Origin of the sequence: Bacillus sp. 7894-2 (assembly GCF_002272225.1) — a bacterium.
Classification (GTDB): domain Bacteria; phylum Bacillota; class Bacilli; order Bacillales; family Cytobacillaceae; genus Cytobacillus.
On sequence record NZ_NPDG01000057.1, the window covers coordinates 43,586 to 59,840 of the forward strand.

The 16,255-nt window shown below is 41.9% G+C and carries 15 protein-coding genes; 12 read left to right on the forward strand and 3 right to left on the reverse strand.

Features of this window, described 5'->3' with window-relative positions:
* The first annotated feature begins 135 nt into the window (after nucleotides 1-135).
* Nucleotides 136-792, forward strand: a complete 657-nt coding sequence (locus CHI10_RS08170) for a phosphatase PAP2 family protein (protein WP_286137253.1) — start codon at nucleotides 136-138, stop codon at nucleotides 790-792.
* 38 nt (nucleotides 793-830) lie between these two features.
* Here the strand turns inward: CHI10_RS08170 and CHI10_RS08175 are convergent, their stop codons facing one another.
* Nucleotides 831-2,237, reverse strand: coding sequence for a hypothetical protein (locus CHI10_RS08175; RefSeq protein WP_095243830.1), 1,407 nt, complete (start codon nucleotides 2,235-2,237; stop codon nucleotides 831-833).
* 344 nt (nucleotides 2,238-2,581) lie between these two features.
* On the opposite strand from CHI10_RS08175, the gene liaF reads away from it, so the two are divergent.
* Genes liaF through CHI10_RS08190 form a run of 3 tightly spaced genes read left to right on the forward strand, consistent with a single transcriptional unit; the run spans nucleotide 2,582 to nucleotide 5,010 of the window.
* Nucleotides 2,582-3,313 carry a cell wall-active antibiotics response protein LiaF gene (liaF, locus tag CHI10_RS08180; RefSeq protein WP_286137244.1) on the forward strand — a complete coding sequence of 244 codons (732 nt, stop codon included), beginning with the start codon at nucleotides 2,582-2,584 and terminating at the stop codon, nucleotides 3,311-3,313.
* Nucleotides 3,314-3,322: 9 nt separating this feature from the next.
* A complete protein-coding gene (locus tag CHI10_RS08185; RefSeq protein ID WP_095243832.1) occupies nucleotides 3,323-4,366 on the forward strand; it encodes a sensor histidine kinase in 1,044 nt (347 codons plus the stop codon).
* Nucleotides 4,363-5,010 carry a response regulator transcription factor gene (locus tag CHI10_RS08190; RefSeq protein WP_095243833.1) on the forward strand — a complete coding sequence of 216 codons (648 nt, stop codon included), beginning with the start codon at nucleotides 4,363-4,365 and terminating at the stop codon, nucleotides 5,008-5,010. The genes CHI10_RS08185 and CHI10_RS08190 overlap by 4 nt, the downstream gene beginning before the upstream one ends.
* A 70-nt stretch (nucleotides 5,011-5,080) precedes the next feature.
* On the opposite strand, the gene CHI10_RS08195 is transcribed toward CHI10_RS08190, so the two are convergent.
* On the reverse strand, nucleotides 5,081-5,590 hold the full coding sequence (locus CHI10_RS08195; RefSeq protein ID WP_095243834.1) for an antibiotic biosynthesis monooxygenase family protein: 510 nt from the start codon (nucleotides 5,588-5,590) through the stop codon (nucleotides 5,081-5,083).
* A 261-nt stretch (nucleotides 5,591-5,851) separates the two neighbouring features.
* Here CHI10_RS08195 and hemE point away from each other — a divergent pair, with 261 nt between their 5' ends.
* The 5 genes from hemE (at nucleotide 5,852) to CHI10_RS08220 (ending at nucleotide 12,396) form a co-directional block, all read left to right on the forward strand.
* Entirely contained in the window at nucleotides 5,852-6,898 is a 1,047-nt protein-coding gene (gene hemE, locus CHI10_RS08200; protein ID WP_048010698.1) for a uroporphyrinogen decarboxylase, read from the forward strand.
* A gap of 120 nt (nucleotides 6,899-7,018) precedes the next feature.
* The gene (hemH, locus tag CHI10_RS08205; protein WP_095243835.1) at nucleotides 7,019-7,951 is read left to right on the forward strand and encodes a ferrochelatase; all 933 of its coding nucleotides are present in this window, start codon (nucleotides 7,019-7,021) and stop codon (nucleotides 7,949-7,951) included.
* Nucleotides 7,952-8,029: 78 nt separating this feature from the next.
* The gene (hemY, locus tag CHI10_RS08210; RefSeq protein WP_095243836.1) at nucleotides 8,030-9,469 is read left to right on the forward strand and encodes a protoporphyrinogen oxidase; all 1,440 of its coding nucleotides are present in this window, start codon (nucleotides 8,030-8,032) and stop codon (nucleotides 9,467-9,469) included.
* A 113-nt stretch (nucleotides 9,470-9,582) separates the two neighbouring features.
* Nucleotides 9,583-10,155, forward strand: coding sequence for a TetR/AcrR family transcriptional regulator (locus tag CHI10_RS08215; protein WP_095243837.1), 573 nt, complete (start codon nucleotides 9,583-9,585; stop codon nucleotides 10,153-10,155).
* A gap of 72 nt (nucleotides 10,156-10,227) precedes the next feature.
* Complete coding sequence (locus CHI10_RS08220) at nucleotides 10,228-12,396, forward strand: YhgE/Pip domain-containing protein (RefSeq protein WP_095243838.1); 2,169 nt, start codon at nucleotides 10,228-10,230, stop codon at nucleotides 12,394-12,396.
* A 43-nt stretch (nucleotides 12,397-12,439) separates the two neighbouring features.
* Here CHI10_RS08220 and yhfH read toward each other — a convergent pair whose 3' ends face one another.
* A complete protein-coding gene (gene yhfH, locus CHI10_RS08225) occupies nucleotides 12,440-12,574 on the reverse strand; it encodes a protein YhfH (protein WP_095243839.1) in 135 nt (44 codons plus the stop codon).
* Between the two features lie 187 nt (nucleotides 12,575-12,761).
* On the opposite strand from yhfH, the gene CHI10_RS08230 reads away from it, so the two are divergent.
* From CHI10_RS08230 to CHI10_RS08240, 3 genes are all read left to right on the forward strand, one after another.
* The gene (locus CHI10_RS08230) at nucleotides 12,762-13,496 is read left to right on the forward strand and encodes an MBL fold metallo-hydrolase (RefSeq protein WP_095243840.1); all 735 of its coding nucleotides are present in this window, start codon (nucleotides 12,762-12,764) and stop codon (nucleotides 13,494-13,496) included.
* A 12-nt stretch (nucleotides 13,497-13,508) separates the two neighbouring features.
* Nucleotides 13,509-14,498, forward strand: coding sequence for a lipoate--protein ligase (lplA, locus tag CHI10_RS08235; protein WP_095243841.1), 990 nt, complete (start codon nucleotides 13,509-13,511; stop codon nucleotides 14,496-14,498).
* 192 nt (nucleotides 14,499-14,690) lie between these two features.
* Nucleotides 14,691-16,247, forward strand: a complete 1,557-nt coding sequence (locus CHI10_RS08240) for a fatty acid--CoA ligase family protein (RefSeq protein ID WP_095243842.1) — start codon at nucleotides 14,691-14,693, stop codon at nucleotides 16,245-16,247.
* Nucleotides 16,248-16,255 lie beyond the last annotated feature (8 nt).

A 16,255-nucleotide genomic window follows, 5' to 3' on the forward strand; every position in this document is an offset into this window, starting at 1 on the left:
ATTTTTCCATTATTATAACATTCTTTAATGGGATAAAGGGAAAATGTTTTTTTATGCAAAATTACCATAATAAAAGTGAAGTAGAGATGATACTATAAATTAAGACCAAAATGGGAGGTATTAGTAGGATTGGAAATGCTTAAATCTAAATGGACATATTTTTTCCTGACTGTATCCGCATCAATTTTTCTATATTTTCTTGTTGCCGTATCTAACGGACAACCTCTTGATTTTGACCGTTATTTGTCAAAATTCTTTACAGGATTATTTTCTGAAAGCACCCATCCATTTTTTGAAGCCATGGACAATATGGGGAGTAAAATCGGTGTAGGGATTATTACATTGGCTTTCTTAGCGCTGCTTTGGTTCAAGTATAGGAATTATGAGGCGATGGCAGCTGTTGTTTTTGCTGTTGCAGCGGGAAATGAAGTAAATAAGTGGCTTAAAGAGTCTGTTGGAAGGCCGCGCCCTGATCAGGAGCATCTGGTTGATGTGGCAAGTCTCAGCTTTCCGAGCGGGCACGCGATGATTGGGATGATTTTGTATACGATTATAGCCTATTTTATCATTACCGAGCTGAAGAAAGCGTCAGCGAAATGGATCGCGGGGATTATAGCCGGCATTTGGATTTTTTTAATGGGGATCAGCCGGATCGTGATGGGTGTACATTATCCTTCTGATATTGCAGCAGGATTTGCAGCAGGCTATATTTGGGTATTCATATCAATTTCCCTTTACGCGGCCTTAAAGTCAATGTTCAGAAGGAAATCATATAAGAGAGAATCAGCTTAACAGCCAAAGAGACTATCGCCGATAGTCTCTTTGTTGTTTTAGATGAGGAACATGGCTGCAATAGTTGTCACGATTAAACCAATTGTGACCGGAAGCAGGTTCCGTCGGGCCAGTTCAAAAGCATCTACATTGCAGATTGCGGCTGCAGGTATAAGAGCCCAGGGAACCAAAGTGCCACCGCCTACCCAGATGGCAGCTACCTGCCCGAGGGCCGTTAAGGTTGCCGCACCTGTGCCGATAGCTGTCGCAAATAGATTTGCAATGGAGCCGGCAAGTGAGATGCCGGAAAAACCGGAACCATCAAGCCCCGTAATGGCTCCAACGATAGTCAGTGTAATGGCGCCTACCTCTTTGCTTAAAGGGACAACAGATGCTAACCCCACTCCAAGATCATTAACAATTCCATGAGAGCCCTTTGGCAAAAAGTCTCCTATCATCTTAGAAAATCCAGCGTCCCCCAGATAAAAGAAAGCTGCAATTGGAATGACAGGACCAAATACTCTAAATCCAAATTGGAAGCCTTCAACTAAATAGGCTGTAGTTTTTTCAAGGCCCCTATTCCGATGGGCAGCGAGCGTTATCAGAAGGAGAATAAATATCGATGTACCGCCTACCAAAGCGGTTGCGTCACCGCCCTGAAGATCTAACGCAAACATGGCTGTTACATCAGCAGCAAATAAGATTGGAATTAATAACGCAAAAAAACGTTTTTGTTTAAGTGAAAGCCGATGTTTTTGACTGGCATCAGCCTGAAGTTCAGCTGGTGTATCCCCAGTAAGCCCAGTATCTGCAGTCAGCTTGCCGCTTTTCATATCTCTCTTGATAAGATAAAAAGCGGTTATAGTCGTGACTGCACCCATAATAATAACAAGCGGAACACTGGCTGATATGACCTCGCCTACAGGAAGACCTGCCGCGTCGGCAGTTAACTTCGGGGCAGCCTGGATAATAAAATCTCCGGATAGTGCGATGCCATGACCGAACAGGTTCATGGCCATTGCCACACCCAGAGCAGGTAATCCTACCCGGATGGCTACGGGAAGAAGGACGGCCCCCATTAAGGCAACAGCAGGAGATGGCCAAAAAAACCAGGAGATGACCATCATCAAAATTCCGATCGTCCAGTAGGCAAGTGCCGGTGTTCTGATTAATCTGGTAAAAGGAGAGATCATGACATCATTAATTCCGGTTGTGGTCAGTGTCCGGCTCATGGCCACTATAATGGAAATGACCAGTATAGTGGAAAGAAGTTCTGTTATCGCAAATATAAAGCTGTTAAAAATACTGCTGATTGAGCCGCTTAAGGAGCCGGTAGCTGTAATGGCAATTAAAAAGATGCCCGCAATACAGACAAGAGTTGTATCTCTCTTCATAACCATGAAGCCAATGATGAAGAGAATAAAAAGAACATATATCCAATGGATGGCTGTTAACTCAACTCCCACTTAATTTTCCCCCTTTCAAAATTCCATAAGAGAAGCGCCGGTTTAGGCGAATCACCCGATTCGGAATGTAGTACAGAATATGATGGAATGAAATAAATGGTGATATGAATTGAATCCGTCCAGAGGAGGAGGCTGAAACACACCGGGGGATGTTTCAATAGAATTGCTGACTGATAAAATGAATGTACAGGAGGAAAATGTTTTTGCACTAGCGAATACAAGAATAGGAGAAAAGAGGGAAGGGAAAGCCTATGAGATACAGGTCCGTTAATCAAATAATCTTCGCGATAACTTTATCAGCTATTGGGGTTTTGCTTCTTCTTATGAACATAGGTGTCATTTCCTTGGAAATAAAAGAGGTTTTTGTCGTAATTTACCCCTTTATCCTGATGGCTGCCGGTTTTTATTATCTGCTGTCATACATACTGAAGAAAAGCCGGAGCGGGATGTTTACAGGGTTATTTCTAATTGTATTTTCATTGCTATTAATCCTTGATCGTTTCGGAATAATTGAATTCAGGTTTATGGAAATCTGGAAACTCTGGCCCCTGTTTCTTATTTTCATCGGCATTAATATTCTATTGAAAAAAGATCGTTTAAAGATACATTTTGAACAGGAGTTTCCGGCAGATATCTATGGGAAAGACAAAGGTGCAGCTGAGAAAAAAGTCATTAATATCTCAAAATATGAAAGCCCTCAGCCGCTAAAAAATATAAGAGGCTTTTCAATTGGCGATGTGGATTTTAAACAGCCGAATTGGTCTCTCGAGCCGATGGATTTATATACAATGATCGGTGATTATTTTATCGATTTCAGCAAAGCTTTCATCCCGGAGAAAGAGACGCCTGTCATTGTGAGAGGGTGGATTGGCGATGTGAAAATGATCATCCCCGAAAACATTCCGGTAATGATCCAGTCAAATATTAATATAGGAGACATCCGCATATTTGATCAAAAGACAAGTGACATCAATCGAACCCTTGACTATAAGTCACCTGGTTATGATGAAGCATCCAGAAAGCTGAAAATCGCTGTACAAGTAAAAATTGGATCCATTCGGATCGATAAAGTATAGGGGTATAAGATGAGAAAAAGCGGAATCAGGTATTGGTTTGTGCAGAGCTTTATTATGATGGCCATTATAAGTTCATTAATCTTTTTTGTCGGATTGCAGGTCTATCTATTTTATAATTCTGGATCACCATTGACTATTAAGAGCACATTTTGGCTGTTTTTGTATGTTTTAACGGTATTACTCCTTACGGGTGCCTATTTTGGGCTCAAGGGCAGCTACTTAATAAAAGGGCGGCTCGGTGATATTTTATTATTTGTTTCGACCTTAAGAAGCGGCAAGTATGCTGATCGGATGGAATCTTATGAAAAAGATGAAATAGGATTAATATCAGATGAACTGAATCAGCTGGCCGAAAATATTCAGGAGCAGGTTTTTTTCATGCAGCGGCTTGCCGATGAAAAGTCTGCATTGGCACAAACAGCCCATTCAGCAGCTGTAATGGAAGAAAGACAGCGCCTGGCCAGGGATCTGCATGATGTAGTGAGCCAGCAGCTTTTCGCATTAAGTATGATGTCTTCAGCAGCCCTGAGAGTTTTTGATTTGGATAGTGATAAAGCGAGAGAACAGTTAAATGAAATCTCTGAAATCGCTGCGAAAGCCCAGGGGGAAATGAGAGCGCTTCTCCTCCATCTTAGGCCTGTTCAGCTGAGTAATGACAGACTTTGCGATGGTATTATTAAGCTGATACAGGAGTTAAAGGCAAAGACAAACATTGAATTCCATGCAAGTATTGATGAGATCGAAAACATTTCTAAAGCAGCGGAAGAGCATTTATTCAGGATTGTCCAGGAGGCTTTATCAAATGTGCTCCGTCATGCGGATGCAGGAAAGATCAGAGTAACCCTAACGGAAGAGGATGATAACATCTTTCTTTTTATTGCTGATAATGGAAAAGGGTTTAATCCTCATAAAGAGAGAATCACTTCATACGGACTGAAAACTATGAGGGAACGCTGTGAAGAAGTTGGCGGAATATTCAAAATAAGATCCAAAGAAAACGAAGGAACTTATATAGATATTAAAATTCCGGCAAAAGGGGAGAGGCTGAAATGATCAGGATAGCAGTTGTGGATGATCATGAAATGGTAAGAAGGGGCATTATTTCTTATTTGGCTACTGAGTCCGGCATAGAGATCATTGGGGAAGCAGGCAGTGGGAATGAAGCTGTAAAGCTTGTACTGAAAGAGCGGCCGGAAATCGTTTTGATGGATCTCCTGATGGAAAATGGGAACGGAATTGAAGCGACAAGGGAGATTTTAAAAAGTTACCCTGAGTGCAGGATTATTATTATAACCAGCTTTTACGATGATGAACAAGTTTTTCCGGCCATTGAAGCGGGTGCCTTCAGCTATATGCTGAAAACGGCCAATGCTGCTGAAGTTGTGAATGCCATTAAGAAAGCTGCGCAGGGTGAGCCTGTCATTGAATCAAAGGTTGCGGGGAAAATGGTAAGCCGTTTCAGAGAAAAAGAGAAAAAGCCTCATGATGATTTAACTGAAAGGGAGTTTGATGTCCTGCTCTGCATTGGGGAAGGGATGACAAACCAGGAAATCAGTGAGGAATTGTTCATTGGCATCAAAACCGTCAAAACCCACGTAAGCAATATCCTCAGTAAACTGGGCGTTACAGACCGTACACAGGCAGCCGTTTACGCCAACCGAAACGGAATTATAAAAAAACAGGCGGAAAAAGGATGAGTAGTAATAGCTCATCCTTTTTTACAATAAGAAAGATACAATTGAACTTCCAGGTCCAGCATGCTTCTTGTTACTCTTCTTCAGGGATATAATATTGAGTCATATATGGTGCGCTGGAAAAAATGTTCGGTGTCTTATCAATGCCGCTCTCCGTTCCGCGCTTTTCATGTGCTTTTTCATATGCTTTGGAATTCTGCCAGTTTTTAAATGACTTTTCATCCTGCCATAGAGTCAGGGTGACATATGTGTTGGATTCAAGAGGCCGAAGGACACGGATAGCCATAAATCCCGGTACATTTTCGATAAGCCCTGCCCTGTTTTTCAGCCGGTGCTCAAATAGCGGCCTGCCTTCATCTGTAACAGGTACATTATTCAGAACGGCAAATCCTGCGCCCGAGAAGGTTCCGGAAGAATCGATTACTTCATAGGAACGGGGCTCCTTAAAGATGGAGGCGCCTGAAGTTTCATGAATTAATAAAGCACTATCCGTATTCTGCATTGTAACCATGTTTTCATCGGGTTGCTTTTCCTCTATTTTCTTCAAAAAATCGTAAGTTCCTCTGGCCATATAAAGCTTCATTTTTTTCACTCCACTTGGATAATTTTTATAGTGTTCATTATTTAAAATATTTTTATATTGTGCTTATATCCTTACAATCTTCAATTTTCCCTTATTTAAACAGTTAAAAACGTCAATTTTTTGACATTTGGTGTTCATATCTATACAAAAACAGAGAAAAAAGGATATAGTCATAAAGGATAGATATTCGAGATTTCTAATTTGCTTACATATATATTACAATAATACGCAGACAAGTCTTGAAAGGTGGATAAAAATTTAATGACGAACTCATTTAATGATACATTTCTGAAAGCAGCAAGAGGAGAACAGACAGAGCATGTTCCTGTATGGTACATGCGCCAGGCCGGCCGCTCACAGCCGGAGTATAGAGCAATTAAAGAAAAGTACTCCCTATTCGAAATTACACACCAGCCTGAGCTTTGTGCTTATGTAACAAGGCTGCCGGTAGAGCAGTATAACAATGATGCTGCCATTCTTTATAAAGACATTATGTCACCGCTTCCAGCCATTGGGGTGGATGTGGAAATTAAATCAGGAATCGGCCCTGTTATATCAAATCCAATCCGTTCCAAAGCAGACGTAGAGAAGCTTGGTGAAATCAATCCGGAAGAGGATGTTCCATATGTCCTGGATACTATTAAGCTTCTTACTCAAGAACAGCTGACTGTTCCTCTTATCGGTTTTGCAGGTGCTCCGTTTACTCTTGCCAGTTATATGATTGAAGGCGGTCCATCAAAGAATTACAACAAAACAAAAGCATTTATGTATGCAGAGCCTGAAGCCTGGTTTGCATTAATGGATAAGCTTGGAGAAATGACTATTACCTACGTGAAGTCCCAAGTCAAAGCAGGTGCAAAAGCCATCCAGATTTTCGATTCATGGGTTGGTGCCTTGAATGTGGAAGATTACCGCTATTTTATCAAGCCGGTAATGAATCGCATTTTCTCTGCCCTGAAAGAAGAGAATGTTCCTCTGATCATGTTCGGTGTAGGCGCAAGCCATCTTGCACTGGAGTGGCATGATCTGCCGCTCGATGTAGTGGGGCTTGATTGGAGACTTCCGATTCAGGAAGCCAGGGCAAAAGGCATCACCAAAACAGTTCAGGGTAATCTTGACCCTGCGATTCTCCTTGCCCCTTGGGAGGTTATCGAGGAAAAAGCAAAAGCTATTCTTGATCAGGGAATGGCTCAGCCGGGTTATATTTTCAACCTTGGACACGGTGTTTTCCCAGAGGTTAATCCTGATACATTAAAGAAATTGACTGCTTTTATTCACGAATACTCTGCCTCAAAATTAAGCAAGTAGCCTCCGGCTGGCTTAAAGCGATAGCAGGCTGCACTTGCATATTGCTATGAGCATTAGTTTTGGTAATCGATTTGTTTTTTGGCACAATAAAAACTGGAGACAGAATTTGAGGTGGATGACATGGGTAAAAAAAGAATGGGTTTACTTGTAATGGCTTATGGAACTCCCTATAAGGAAGAAGACATTGAGCGTTACTATACACATATCCGCAGAGGAAGAAAGCCTTCTGAGGAAATGCTTGAAGATTTAAGAAGCAGGTATGAAGCGATCGGCGGAATATCGCCGCTTGCAGAAATTACTAAAGATCAGGCTGAAAAGCTTGAGCAGCATTTAAATGAAATTCAGGACGAGTATGAATTCAAAATGTATATTGGATTGAAGCATATTGAACCTTTCATAGAAGATGCGGTTAAACAAATGCATGAAGATGGGATTGAGGAAGCTGTAAGCATTGTTCTTGCACCTCATTTCTCAACCTTCAGCGTGAAATCATATAACGGCCGAGCCAAGGAAGAGGCTGAAAAGCTTGGCGGCCTTGAAATAACGTCAGTTGAAAGCTGGTATAAAGAGCCTAAGTTTATTAAATATTGGGCTGATCGGGTAAAAGAAACCTTCGATAAAATGCCTGCTGACGAAAAAGATTCTGCAGTGTTAATTGTTTCTGCACATAGTTTGCCGGAAAAAATCCTGCAATCCGGAGATCCATATCCGCACCAGCTGCAGGAAACAGCTGACCTCATAGCCGAACAGGCTGGTGTCAACAACTATGCTGTCGGCTGGCAAAGTGCAGGAAACACACCTGAGCCATGGCTTGGGCCTGATGTGCAGGATTTGACAAGAGATCTTTATGAAAATAAAGGCTACAAAGCATTCGTGTACACACCTGTAGGTTTTGTGTCGGATCATCTTGAAGTGCTGTACGATAACGATTATGAATGCAAAGTTGTCACTGATGAGCTGGGAGCAAGCTATTACCGCCCTGAAATGCCGAATTCTCAGCCTGAGTTTATTGATGCAATGTCAGATGCCATTTTTAAATTGCTGAATAGATAAAGCGGAGCTTCACTCAGTGGGGCTTGCTGCCTGTTAGACTGCGATAATGCAAAAAATTAGAAAAGAAGGCGATTTACCGTGCAGGGAGAGAGACAGAAAGTTATTGTTGCCGGAGGAGGAATTACGGGTCTTGCTGCAGCTTACTATCTGCAGAAGGAAGCTAAAGAAAAGGGCTTGGCTCTGGACGTTAAGCTCATAGAGGCTTCACATCGCCTTGGGGGCAAGATTCAAACAATAATACGAGACGGTTTTGTGATCGAAAGAGGGCCAGATTCCTTTTTGGCCCGCAAGCAAAGTGCAACGCGTCTTGCCAGGGAAGCAGGCCTGGAAAAGGAACTTGTGAGGAATACATCCGGCAAATCCTATGTACTTGTAAGGCAGCGTCTATATCCAATGCCTGGCGGATCCATCATGGGAATTCCGACACAAATTGCTCCTTTTATTACAACCGGCTTATTCTCTCCCGCAGGAAAGGCAAGAGCAGCGGCTGATTTTGTGCTGCCTCGCTCCAATCCTTCCACTGATCAGTCTCTTGGTGCCTTTTTCAGAAGAAGGCTTGGTGACGAAGTTGTCGATAACTTGATTGAACCGCTTCTCTCTGGCATATATGCAGGCGATATTGATCAATTGAGCCTAATGGCCACCTTCCCGCAGTTTTATCAGGTTGAGCAGAAACATAGAAGTTTAATTCTTGGAATGAAAAAGGCAACAGGCTCTCAGCCGAAACAAGCCGGAAACAGCAAGAGCAAAGAAGGTATGTTCCTTACTTTGAAATCAGGGCTTCAATCACTTGTCGATGCTCTCGAGAGCAAGCTTGAACCCGGGACTGTTCTGAAAGGCCATCGCATTGAATCGGTTATTAAGAATGGCGAAAGCTATACCCTTGAAATGAATGGGGGAGAAAGCCTTAATGCAGATTGCATAGTTATGGCTGTTCCCCACCATGCTTTGTGCAGCATTTTCTCCGGCCGGGGACTTTTTGAGCAGTTTAAAGAAATGCCGTCCACTTCAGTGGCAACTGTAGCTCTGGCTTTTCCAGAGGATGCGATTGAAAAGGATATAGACGGAACGGGTTTTGTTGTTTCACGCCACAGTGATTACACCATTACTGCCTGTACCTGGACACATAAAAAATGGCCTCATTCTACCCCAAAAGGAAAAGTGCTTCTGCGCTGTTACGTTGGCAAAGCCGGTGATGAAGCAGTTGTGGATCTGTCAGATGATCAAATTGTTAAAGTTGTGCTTGATGACTTAAATAAAACGATGAATATTAATATGAATCCTGAATTTAGTTATGTAACAAGATGGAAGGATTCTATGCCTCAGTATACCGTTGGACATAAAGAACGCGTCGGACTGGCAAAGAAACAGGCGCAGGATGAACTCCCGGGCATTTTTCTGGCAGGAAGTTCGTATGAAGGTCTTGGTGTTCCAGACTGCATAGATCAGGCAGAAGAAGCAGTTCGAAATACATTAGAATACCTGCAACTCAACAAGCCAAAAGCTGTCCGTGTGTGACAGCTTTTTAAATTGGCATCATTTCAGGTTGCTTTTTCAAATAGAGTATGATAAATTATTTTTTGTACTAATGACCAAATTGTTCATTTAGTCATTTTCGAAGAGGTGAGTTTATGTCAGCAGATCGGAAACAGCAGATTCTTGAAGCAGCCACAAAATCATTTTCTCTTTTCGGCTATAAAGCAACCACAATGGATCAGGTTGCAAAGCTTGCGAATGTTGGAAAAGGCACTATCTATAATTTCTTTAAAAATAAAGAAGAGCTGTTTGATGAAATTATCCATACGCTTATCACGGAAATGAAAAATGCAGCCGATGAAGCGCTTGATCCTTCTTTGCCATTTCACAAAAATGTTCATCGGGGATTGTATAAAATACTTGAATTCCGCATGAAGCATCAGCTGACAATAAAGCTTTTCCAGGAAGCAAAGGAAATGGGCACTCCTGCTGTTACGGAGGTGATTGGGAAAGTGGAGGATGCGATAATTAAATATGTAAAAGATAAAGTTACACTTGCCATTGAAAGAGGAGAAATCCGGGAATGCGATCCGGAACTGACTTCCTTTGTCATGCTTAAGCTTTATATTGCACTTATTTTTGATTGGGAACAGCGTCATGAACCACTGGAAAAAGAAAAAATAGCTCTTCTATTTGAACAATACATTATGAAAGGATTATCGAACTAGATAGTCCTCTATTTTTTCAGAAAAATGACCAAATGAGAAAATTGGTCAAAAAGTAATTTGGAGGGATTTACGGTGAAAAGCAAACTTTTCCTTAAGGAGTTTTCAGCCATAATAAAAAACAAAAAGCTGCTGATTCCGATTATAGCAGTCATGTTTATTCCGGTTTTATACAGTGGAATGTTCCTGTGGGCATTCTGGGATCCATACGATCATTTAGATGATCTCCCGGTTGCCATCGTTAATGAAGATGCCGGTGCTGTATTGGAAGGAAATGAATTGCACCTGGGCAATGATCTTGTTGATAATTTAAAGGAAAGCAAGGACTTTAACTTTCAATTTGTTGATAAAGAAGAGGCATACAAGGATCTAAATGATCAGCAATACTATATGCTGGTTGAAATTCCTAAGGACTTTTCCAAGAATGCTACCACTCTGCTGGAAGACAAACCGCAGAAAATGAATCTGATTTACGTTCCAAATGAGAGCTATAATTTCTTGTCTGCTCAAATTGGCGGGACAGCTGTTGAAAAAATTAAAGCGTCACTGTCAGAAAAAGTAACTGAAACATATGCAGAAACCATGTTTGATAAGGTAGGGGAACTTGCAGATGGCATTGGACAGGCAAGTGATGGTGCCCTTCAAATCAGTGAAGGAGCAGCTGATCTAAAGGACGGCTCCAGAACCTTGCATGAGAAACTTGAGCTTTTGGCCGATAAATCCATTGAGTTCAATAACGGCGTAAGCACAGCAAGCAAGGGTTCTATGGAAATAGCAGAAGGAGCTACATCTCTTTCAGAAGGTTTAGGCAAACTTGCAGGAGGCCAATCGGAATTGAGAAATGCTTCTGGTCAGCTAGAGTCAGGAAGTGAAGATCTTTCTGCAGGTGTTACACAAACAAAAGAAGGAATCTTAACGGTAAAAGAAAAACTTCCAGTTATGATCGATGGAACCGAACAGCTTGAAAATGGAGCAAACACATTATCTTCATCTCTGGAGCAATGGCAGACGGAAGCGCAAAAACTCAGCGGAGGCACTGCTCTTTTAGAACAAAGGCTGCAGAGCATCTTATCGCAGCTTCCAGAAGGTTCTCCTGAAAAGGCTGAGCTTCAGACTGCACTTGCACAGCTGAAAACCGGATCAGCCCAGCTTGCCGAATCAGCCGGCAAACTATCTAGTGGAGGAGCCGAATTGTCCCAAAGAATGGGGCAGTTAAAGGCAGGACAGCAGCAGCTCCAGCAGGGAATAAATCAGCTTGCCCAGGGAACAGCCGAGCTGGAAAATGGCTCTCTTAAGCTGGTACAGGGCCATAAAGATTTCGATGCGGGAATGGAAACATTTGCTCAGAAGTTTGGTGAAGCACAGGCCGGAGCAGAAAGGCTTGCAGGCGGTGCAGCAGATTTGTCAGGCGGTCTTGGCAAACTGACACAAGGTTCAGCTGCATTTGCAGACGGCTCGAAGCAGCTTGAAGCTGGTGCAGGCAAAGTTGCTGAGGGTAATTCACAAATTTATGAAGGATCGTCTGAGTTAGCAAATAAATTAGCTGATGGCGCTGAAAATGCTTCATCAGTAAATGCCAGTGATAAAACTTATAACATGATGGCAAATCCGGTAGAAATAGATAATGAGAAGGTTACTGAAGTTCCAAACTACGGTACAGGATTTGCACCTTATTTTCTGTCTCTTGGTCTTTTTGTTGGAGCTCTGCTGCTTTCCATTGTATTCCCGCTTAGGGAACCGGCTGGCGTTCCGCGCTCAGGATTCAGCTGGTTTGCAAGCAAGTTCGGAATCCTTGCAGGAATAGGCATTATTCAAGGTCTTATTGCAGCGGTGATCCTATTGCTGGGACTTGGCCTGGAAGTGCAGAGTGTACCATTGTTTCTTCTGTTTACAATCCTGACCAGTTTGACTTTCATAGCGCTTATTCAATTCTTTGTTACTGTCATGGGTGACCCAGGCCGGTTTGTTGCAATTATTATTTTAATACTCCAGCTGACAACGAGTGCCGGTACTTTTCCGCTTGAGCTGATTCCTAATGCACTTCAGCCAATCAGTTCATATTTGCCTATGACCTATTCAGTTTCCGGTTTTAAGGCAGTCATTTCAAGCGGCAATTTTGATTTTATGTGGGAGAATGCGGCAATTCTCCTGAGCTTTGGAGCCTTGTTCATTGCAGGATCCTTTGTCTACTTTACTGCCATGCACAAGAAAAAATTTGCAGCTGCTGCAGAGCAGACCAAATAAAAGCAAAGCCAGCCCTGTGTGGGCTGGCTTTAAATATATTATTCTATAAATCTGTCATTCCCATGCATTTTTCGCACTTGTTTCCGTAGCATTCATGCTGTTCGTCGATCGACTTCCCGCATTCTGAACATTGCTTTGCCGGCAGGTTTCTAAAAAACTCCATAATGTTTTGAATCATATTGAAGCCTCCTGATTTGTGTTTTTGTTCTAAATAGTTTGATTATTTAAGTTCATTGTATTATAACAGAAATTTCATGTCAACATCTGTTTCAATACAATTTTAAAAAAGTGAAAAAATAGGCATAATCGAGTATATTGGACATAGGAAAACCAGGTTATCCAGTTATAGTAGGAGGGAATTTGTGATGAAGTTAACTGTAATCGGCAGCTGGGGCGGATATCCTAAAGCAAATGGGGCCAGTTCCGGGTATTTGCTTGAGCATGAAGGATTTCATTTGCTGGTCGACTGCGGAAGCGGCGTGCTTTCAAAAATGCAGAATTTTTTTCAGCCAGAAGACTTAGATGGGCTGATTATCTCGCATTACCATCCAGATCATATTGCGGATATAGGAGTGCTGCAGCATGCAAGGCTCATTCAGGGCTTCCTGGGCAAGAAAACAGCTGCACTCCCGATTTATGGACATTCTTTCGACCAGCCTGAATTTGCCAAACTTACATATAAGGATATTACAAAAGGAGTTGCCTATGATCCTGAAGGCACTCTCACAGCAGGGCCATTTCAAATCCGCTTTATGAAAACCAATCATCCTGTGCCATGTTATGCAATGAGAATTGAAGCAGACGGCAAATCACTTGTTTACACGGCAGATACTTCTTATAAAGAAGAGCTGGTGGCATTTAGCGAAAATGCTGATCTATTAGTTTGCGAGTGTAATTTTTATGGTCATCAGAACGGGAAAAATGCAGGGCATATGACAAGCCTGGATGCTGGAACATTGGCAAGCATTGCAAAGGTGAATAATCTGCTGCTGACACATTTGCCTCATTATGGTGAACTTCGAAAGCTGAAGGAGGAGGCAGCGACTAAATATGCCGGTCCTATTTCTATAGCCGATTACCAATGGTCTCATATTTTTTAAGGAGGAAAACTGATGCTATTTATCGACAACCAGGGAATCACAGATCCCAGAATTAACCTTGCTATTGAGGAATATGCACTAAAGAATCTTGATATTGAAGAAACCTATTTGCTGTTTTATATTAATGAACCTTCCATTATTATCGGAAAAAACCAGAATACGGTGGAAGAGATTAATACGGAATACGTTGAGGATAATGGCATACATGTTGTCAGAAGGCTATCTGGAGGTGGGGCCGTTTATCATGATTTAGGCAATCTCAACTTCAGTTTTATTACAAAAGATGATGGTGATAGCTTTCACAACTTCCAAAAGTTTACCGAACCAGTTACAGAAGCTTTGCAGAAGCTTGGTGTGAATGCTGAATTAAGCGGCCGGAATGATCTGATGGCAGAAGGAAGAAAAATATCCGGGAATGCCCAGTTTTCCACCAAAGGGAGAATGTTTAGCCATGGCACCCTCTTGTTTGATTCCGAAATTGAAAGTGTTGTTTCAGCGCTTAAGGTAAAAAAAGATAAAATTGAATCAAAGGGCATTAAATCAATTCGAAGCCGGGTTGCTAATATCTCGGAGTTCCTGGGTGAAAAAATCACGATTGAAGAATTTCGCACTTTGCTTCTAAAAAATATTTTTGGAGATTTAGATGAAATTCCGGAGTACAAGCTTACGGATGAGGACTGGGAACGAATTCACCAGCTGTCCAGGGAGCGTTATCAAAACTGGGATTGGAACTATGGAAGATCACCTAAATTTGATCTTCAGCATTCTCATCGCTTCCCTGTTGGTCAAATTGACATCAGACTTAATGTCACAAAAGGAAAAATTGAGGGATGCAAAATATACGGGGACTTCTTTGGGGTTGGCGATGTTAGTGAAATAGAAAACAAGCTGACAGGAATTCGCTATGAAAAGTCAGAGATTGAAAAGGCTCTCGAAGAAGTGGAAATTAAGCATTATTTCGGAAATGTGACGAAAGAAGAATTTGTCAACCTGGTGTATTAATAAGAGAGAGCTGGCATAATGCCGGCTTTTCTTATTCTTATATAAGGTCTTGCGAGCCAGTCACTCTGAAAAAAGAAATTGTGAAAGATTCGCTTTCCTACTTGAATACAAAAATTTCTTTCAATATAATATATTTAGAAAATTTATTTAATAAAAATGAATGACTATTCATTCATTATAGGGGGAGTGTAAATGAATTTAACAGAGCAGCTGCATGAAACGGCGATTAAGATGGGCGATAAGACTGCCTATTATTTTATGGATCAGTCCAGTACGTACGCGGAGCTTGATGGTGCTGTAACCAAATTTGCGGATGGGCTTTCAAAGCTGGGAGTGAAAAAAGGAGATCATATTGCTCTTTTACTGGGGAATTCACCGCATTTTGTCATCGGCCTGCATGGAGCATTGCGGCTTGGAGCAACTGTTATACCGATCAACCCAATTTATACACCTGATGAAATCGGCTACATTGTAAATAATGGTGATGTAAAAGCGGTTGTCACGCTTGATCTATTAGTGCCGTTAATTGAGAAGATGCATCAGGCGCTTCCAAAGGTGGAAAACTATATTATTTGTGAAACACCCCAGGGACAAGCTTCAGAACAGAATCTGGCTGCATTATCTGCTTTTTCAAAAATGAAATCGTTTACACAATTAATTGCTTCAGGAGATATTGGGTTTAAAGGCCCTGAACTCGAAGAAGATGAAACAGCCGTTATCCTATATACATCCGGTACGACAGGAAAGCCAAAAGGTGCCATGCTTACACATAAAAACCTCTACAGCAATGCAAAGGATGTCAGTGACTATTTACACATGAATGAGAATGACCGGGTTATTACTACTCTGCCTATGTTCCATGTGTTCTGTTTAACGGTTGCTCTCAATGCACCTCTGATGAATGGGGCTACCATTTTAATAGATCCAAAATTCAGCCCGAAAGAGATTTTCAGGCTAGCCAAAAAATATGAACCTACTGTTTTTGCCGGGGTTCCGACTATGTACAATTTCCTTCTTCAATATGAAGATGGCAATCCGGAAGATCTGAAATCATTAAGGCTGTGCATATCAGGTGGTGCTGCCATGCCGGTTGCGCTTCTCCATGGTTTTGAGAAGAAATTCAATGTTATTGTTTCGGAAGGATACGGTCTTTCAGAAGCTTCTCCGGTTACATGCTTCAATCCGCTTGATAAACCGCGTAAAGCAGGATCGATCGGACAATCCATTATGAACGTTGAGAATAAAGTCGTAAATGAATTGGGCGAGGAAGTTTCTGTAGGCGAAGTTGGTGAATTGATCGTACGCGGGCCAAACGTAATGAAGGGGTACTACAAGCTGCCGGAAGAAACCGCCGCCACAATCCGTGATGGCTGGCTTTATACAGGGGACCTTGCAAAAAGGGATGAGGAAGGCTATTTTTATATCGTTGACCGTAAAAAGGATCTTATTTTAGTCGGCGGCTATAATGTGTATCCGCGGGAAGTAGAAGAGGTGCTTTATAATCACGGGCAGGTTGTAGAAGCTGCTGTATTGGGCGTGCCTGACCCGAATCTGGGTGAAGCGGTAAAGTGTTATGTAGTAACAAATAATCCCCAGCTGACAGAAGAATTGCTGCTTGCATACTGTGCAGAGCATCTGGCCAGATATAAAGTGCCTTCATCGATCGAATTTTTAGAGGAGCTTCCAAAGAATACAACTGGCAAAATCTTACGAAGGGCATTGAAGAATCAGGTTCTTCAGGCTAAATAGGCTTTTAA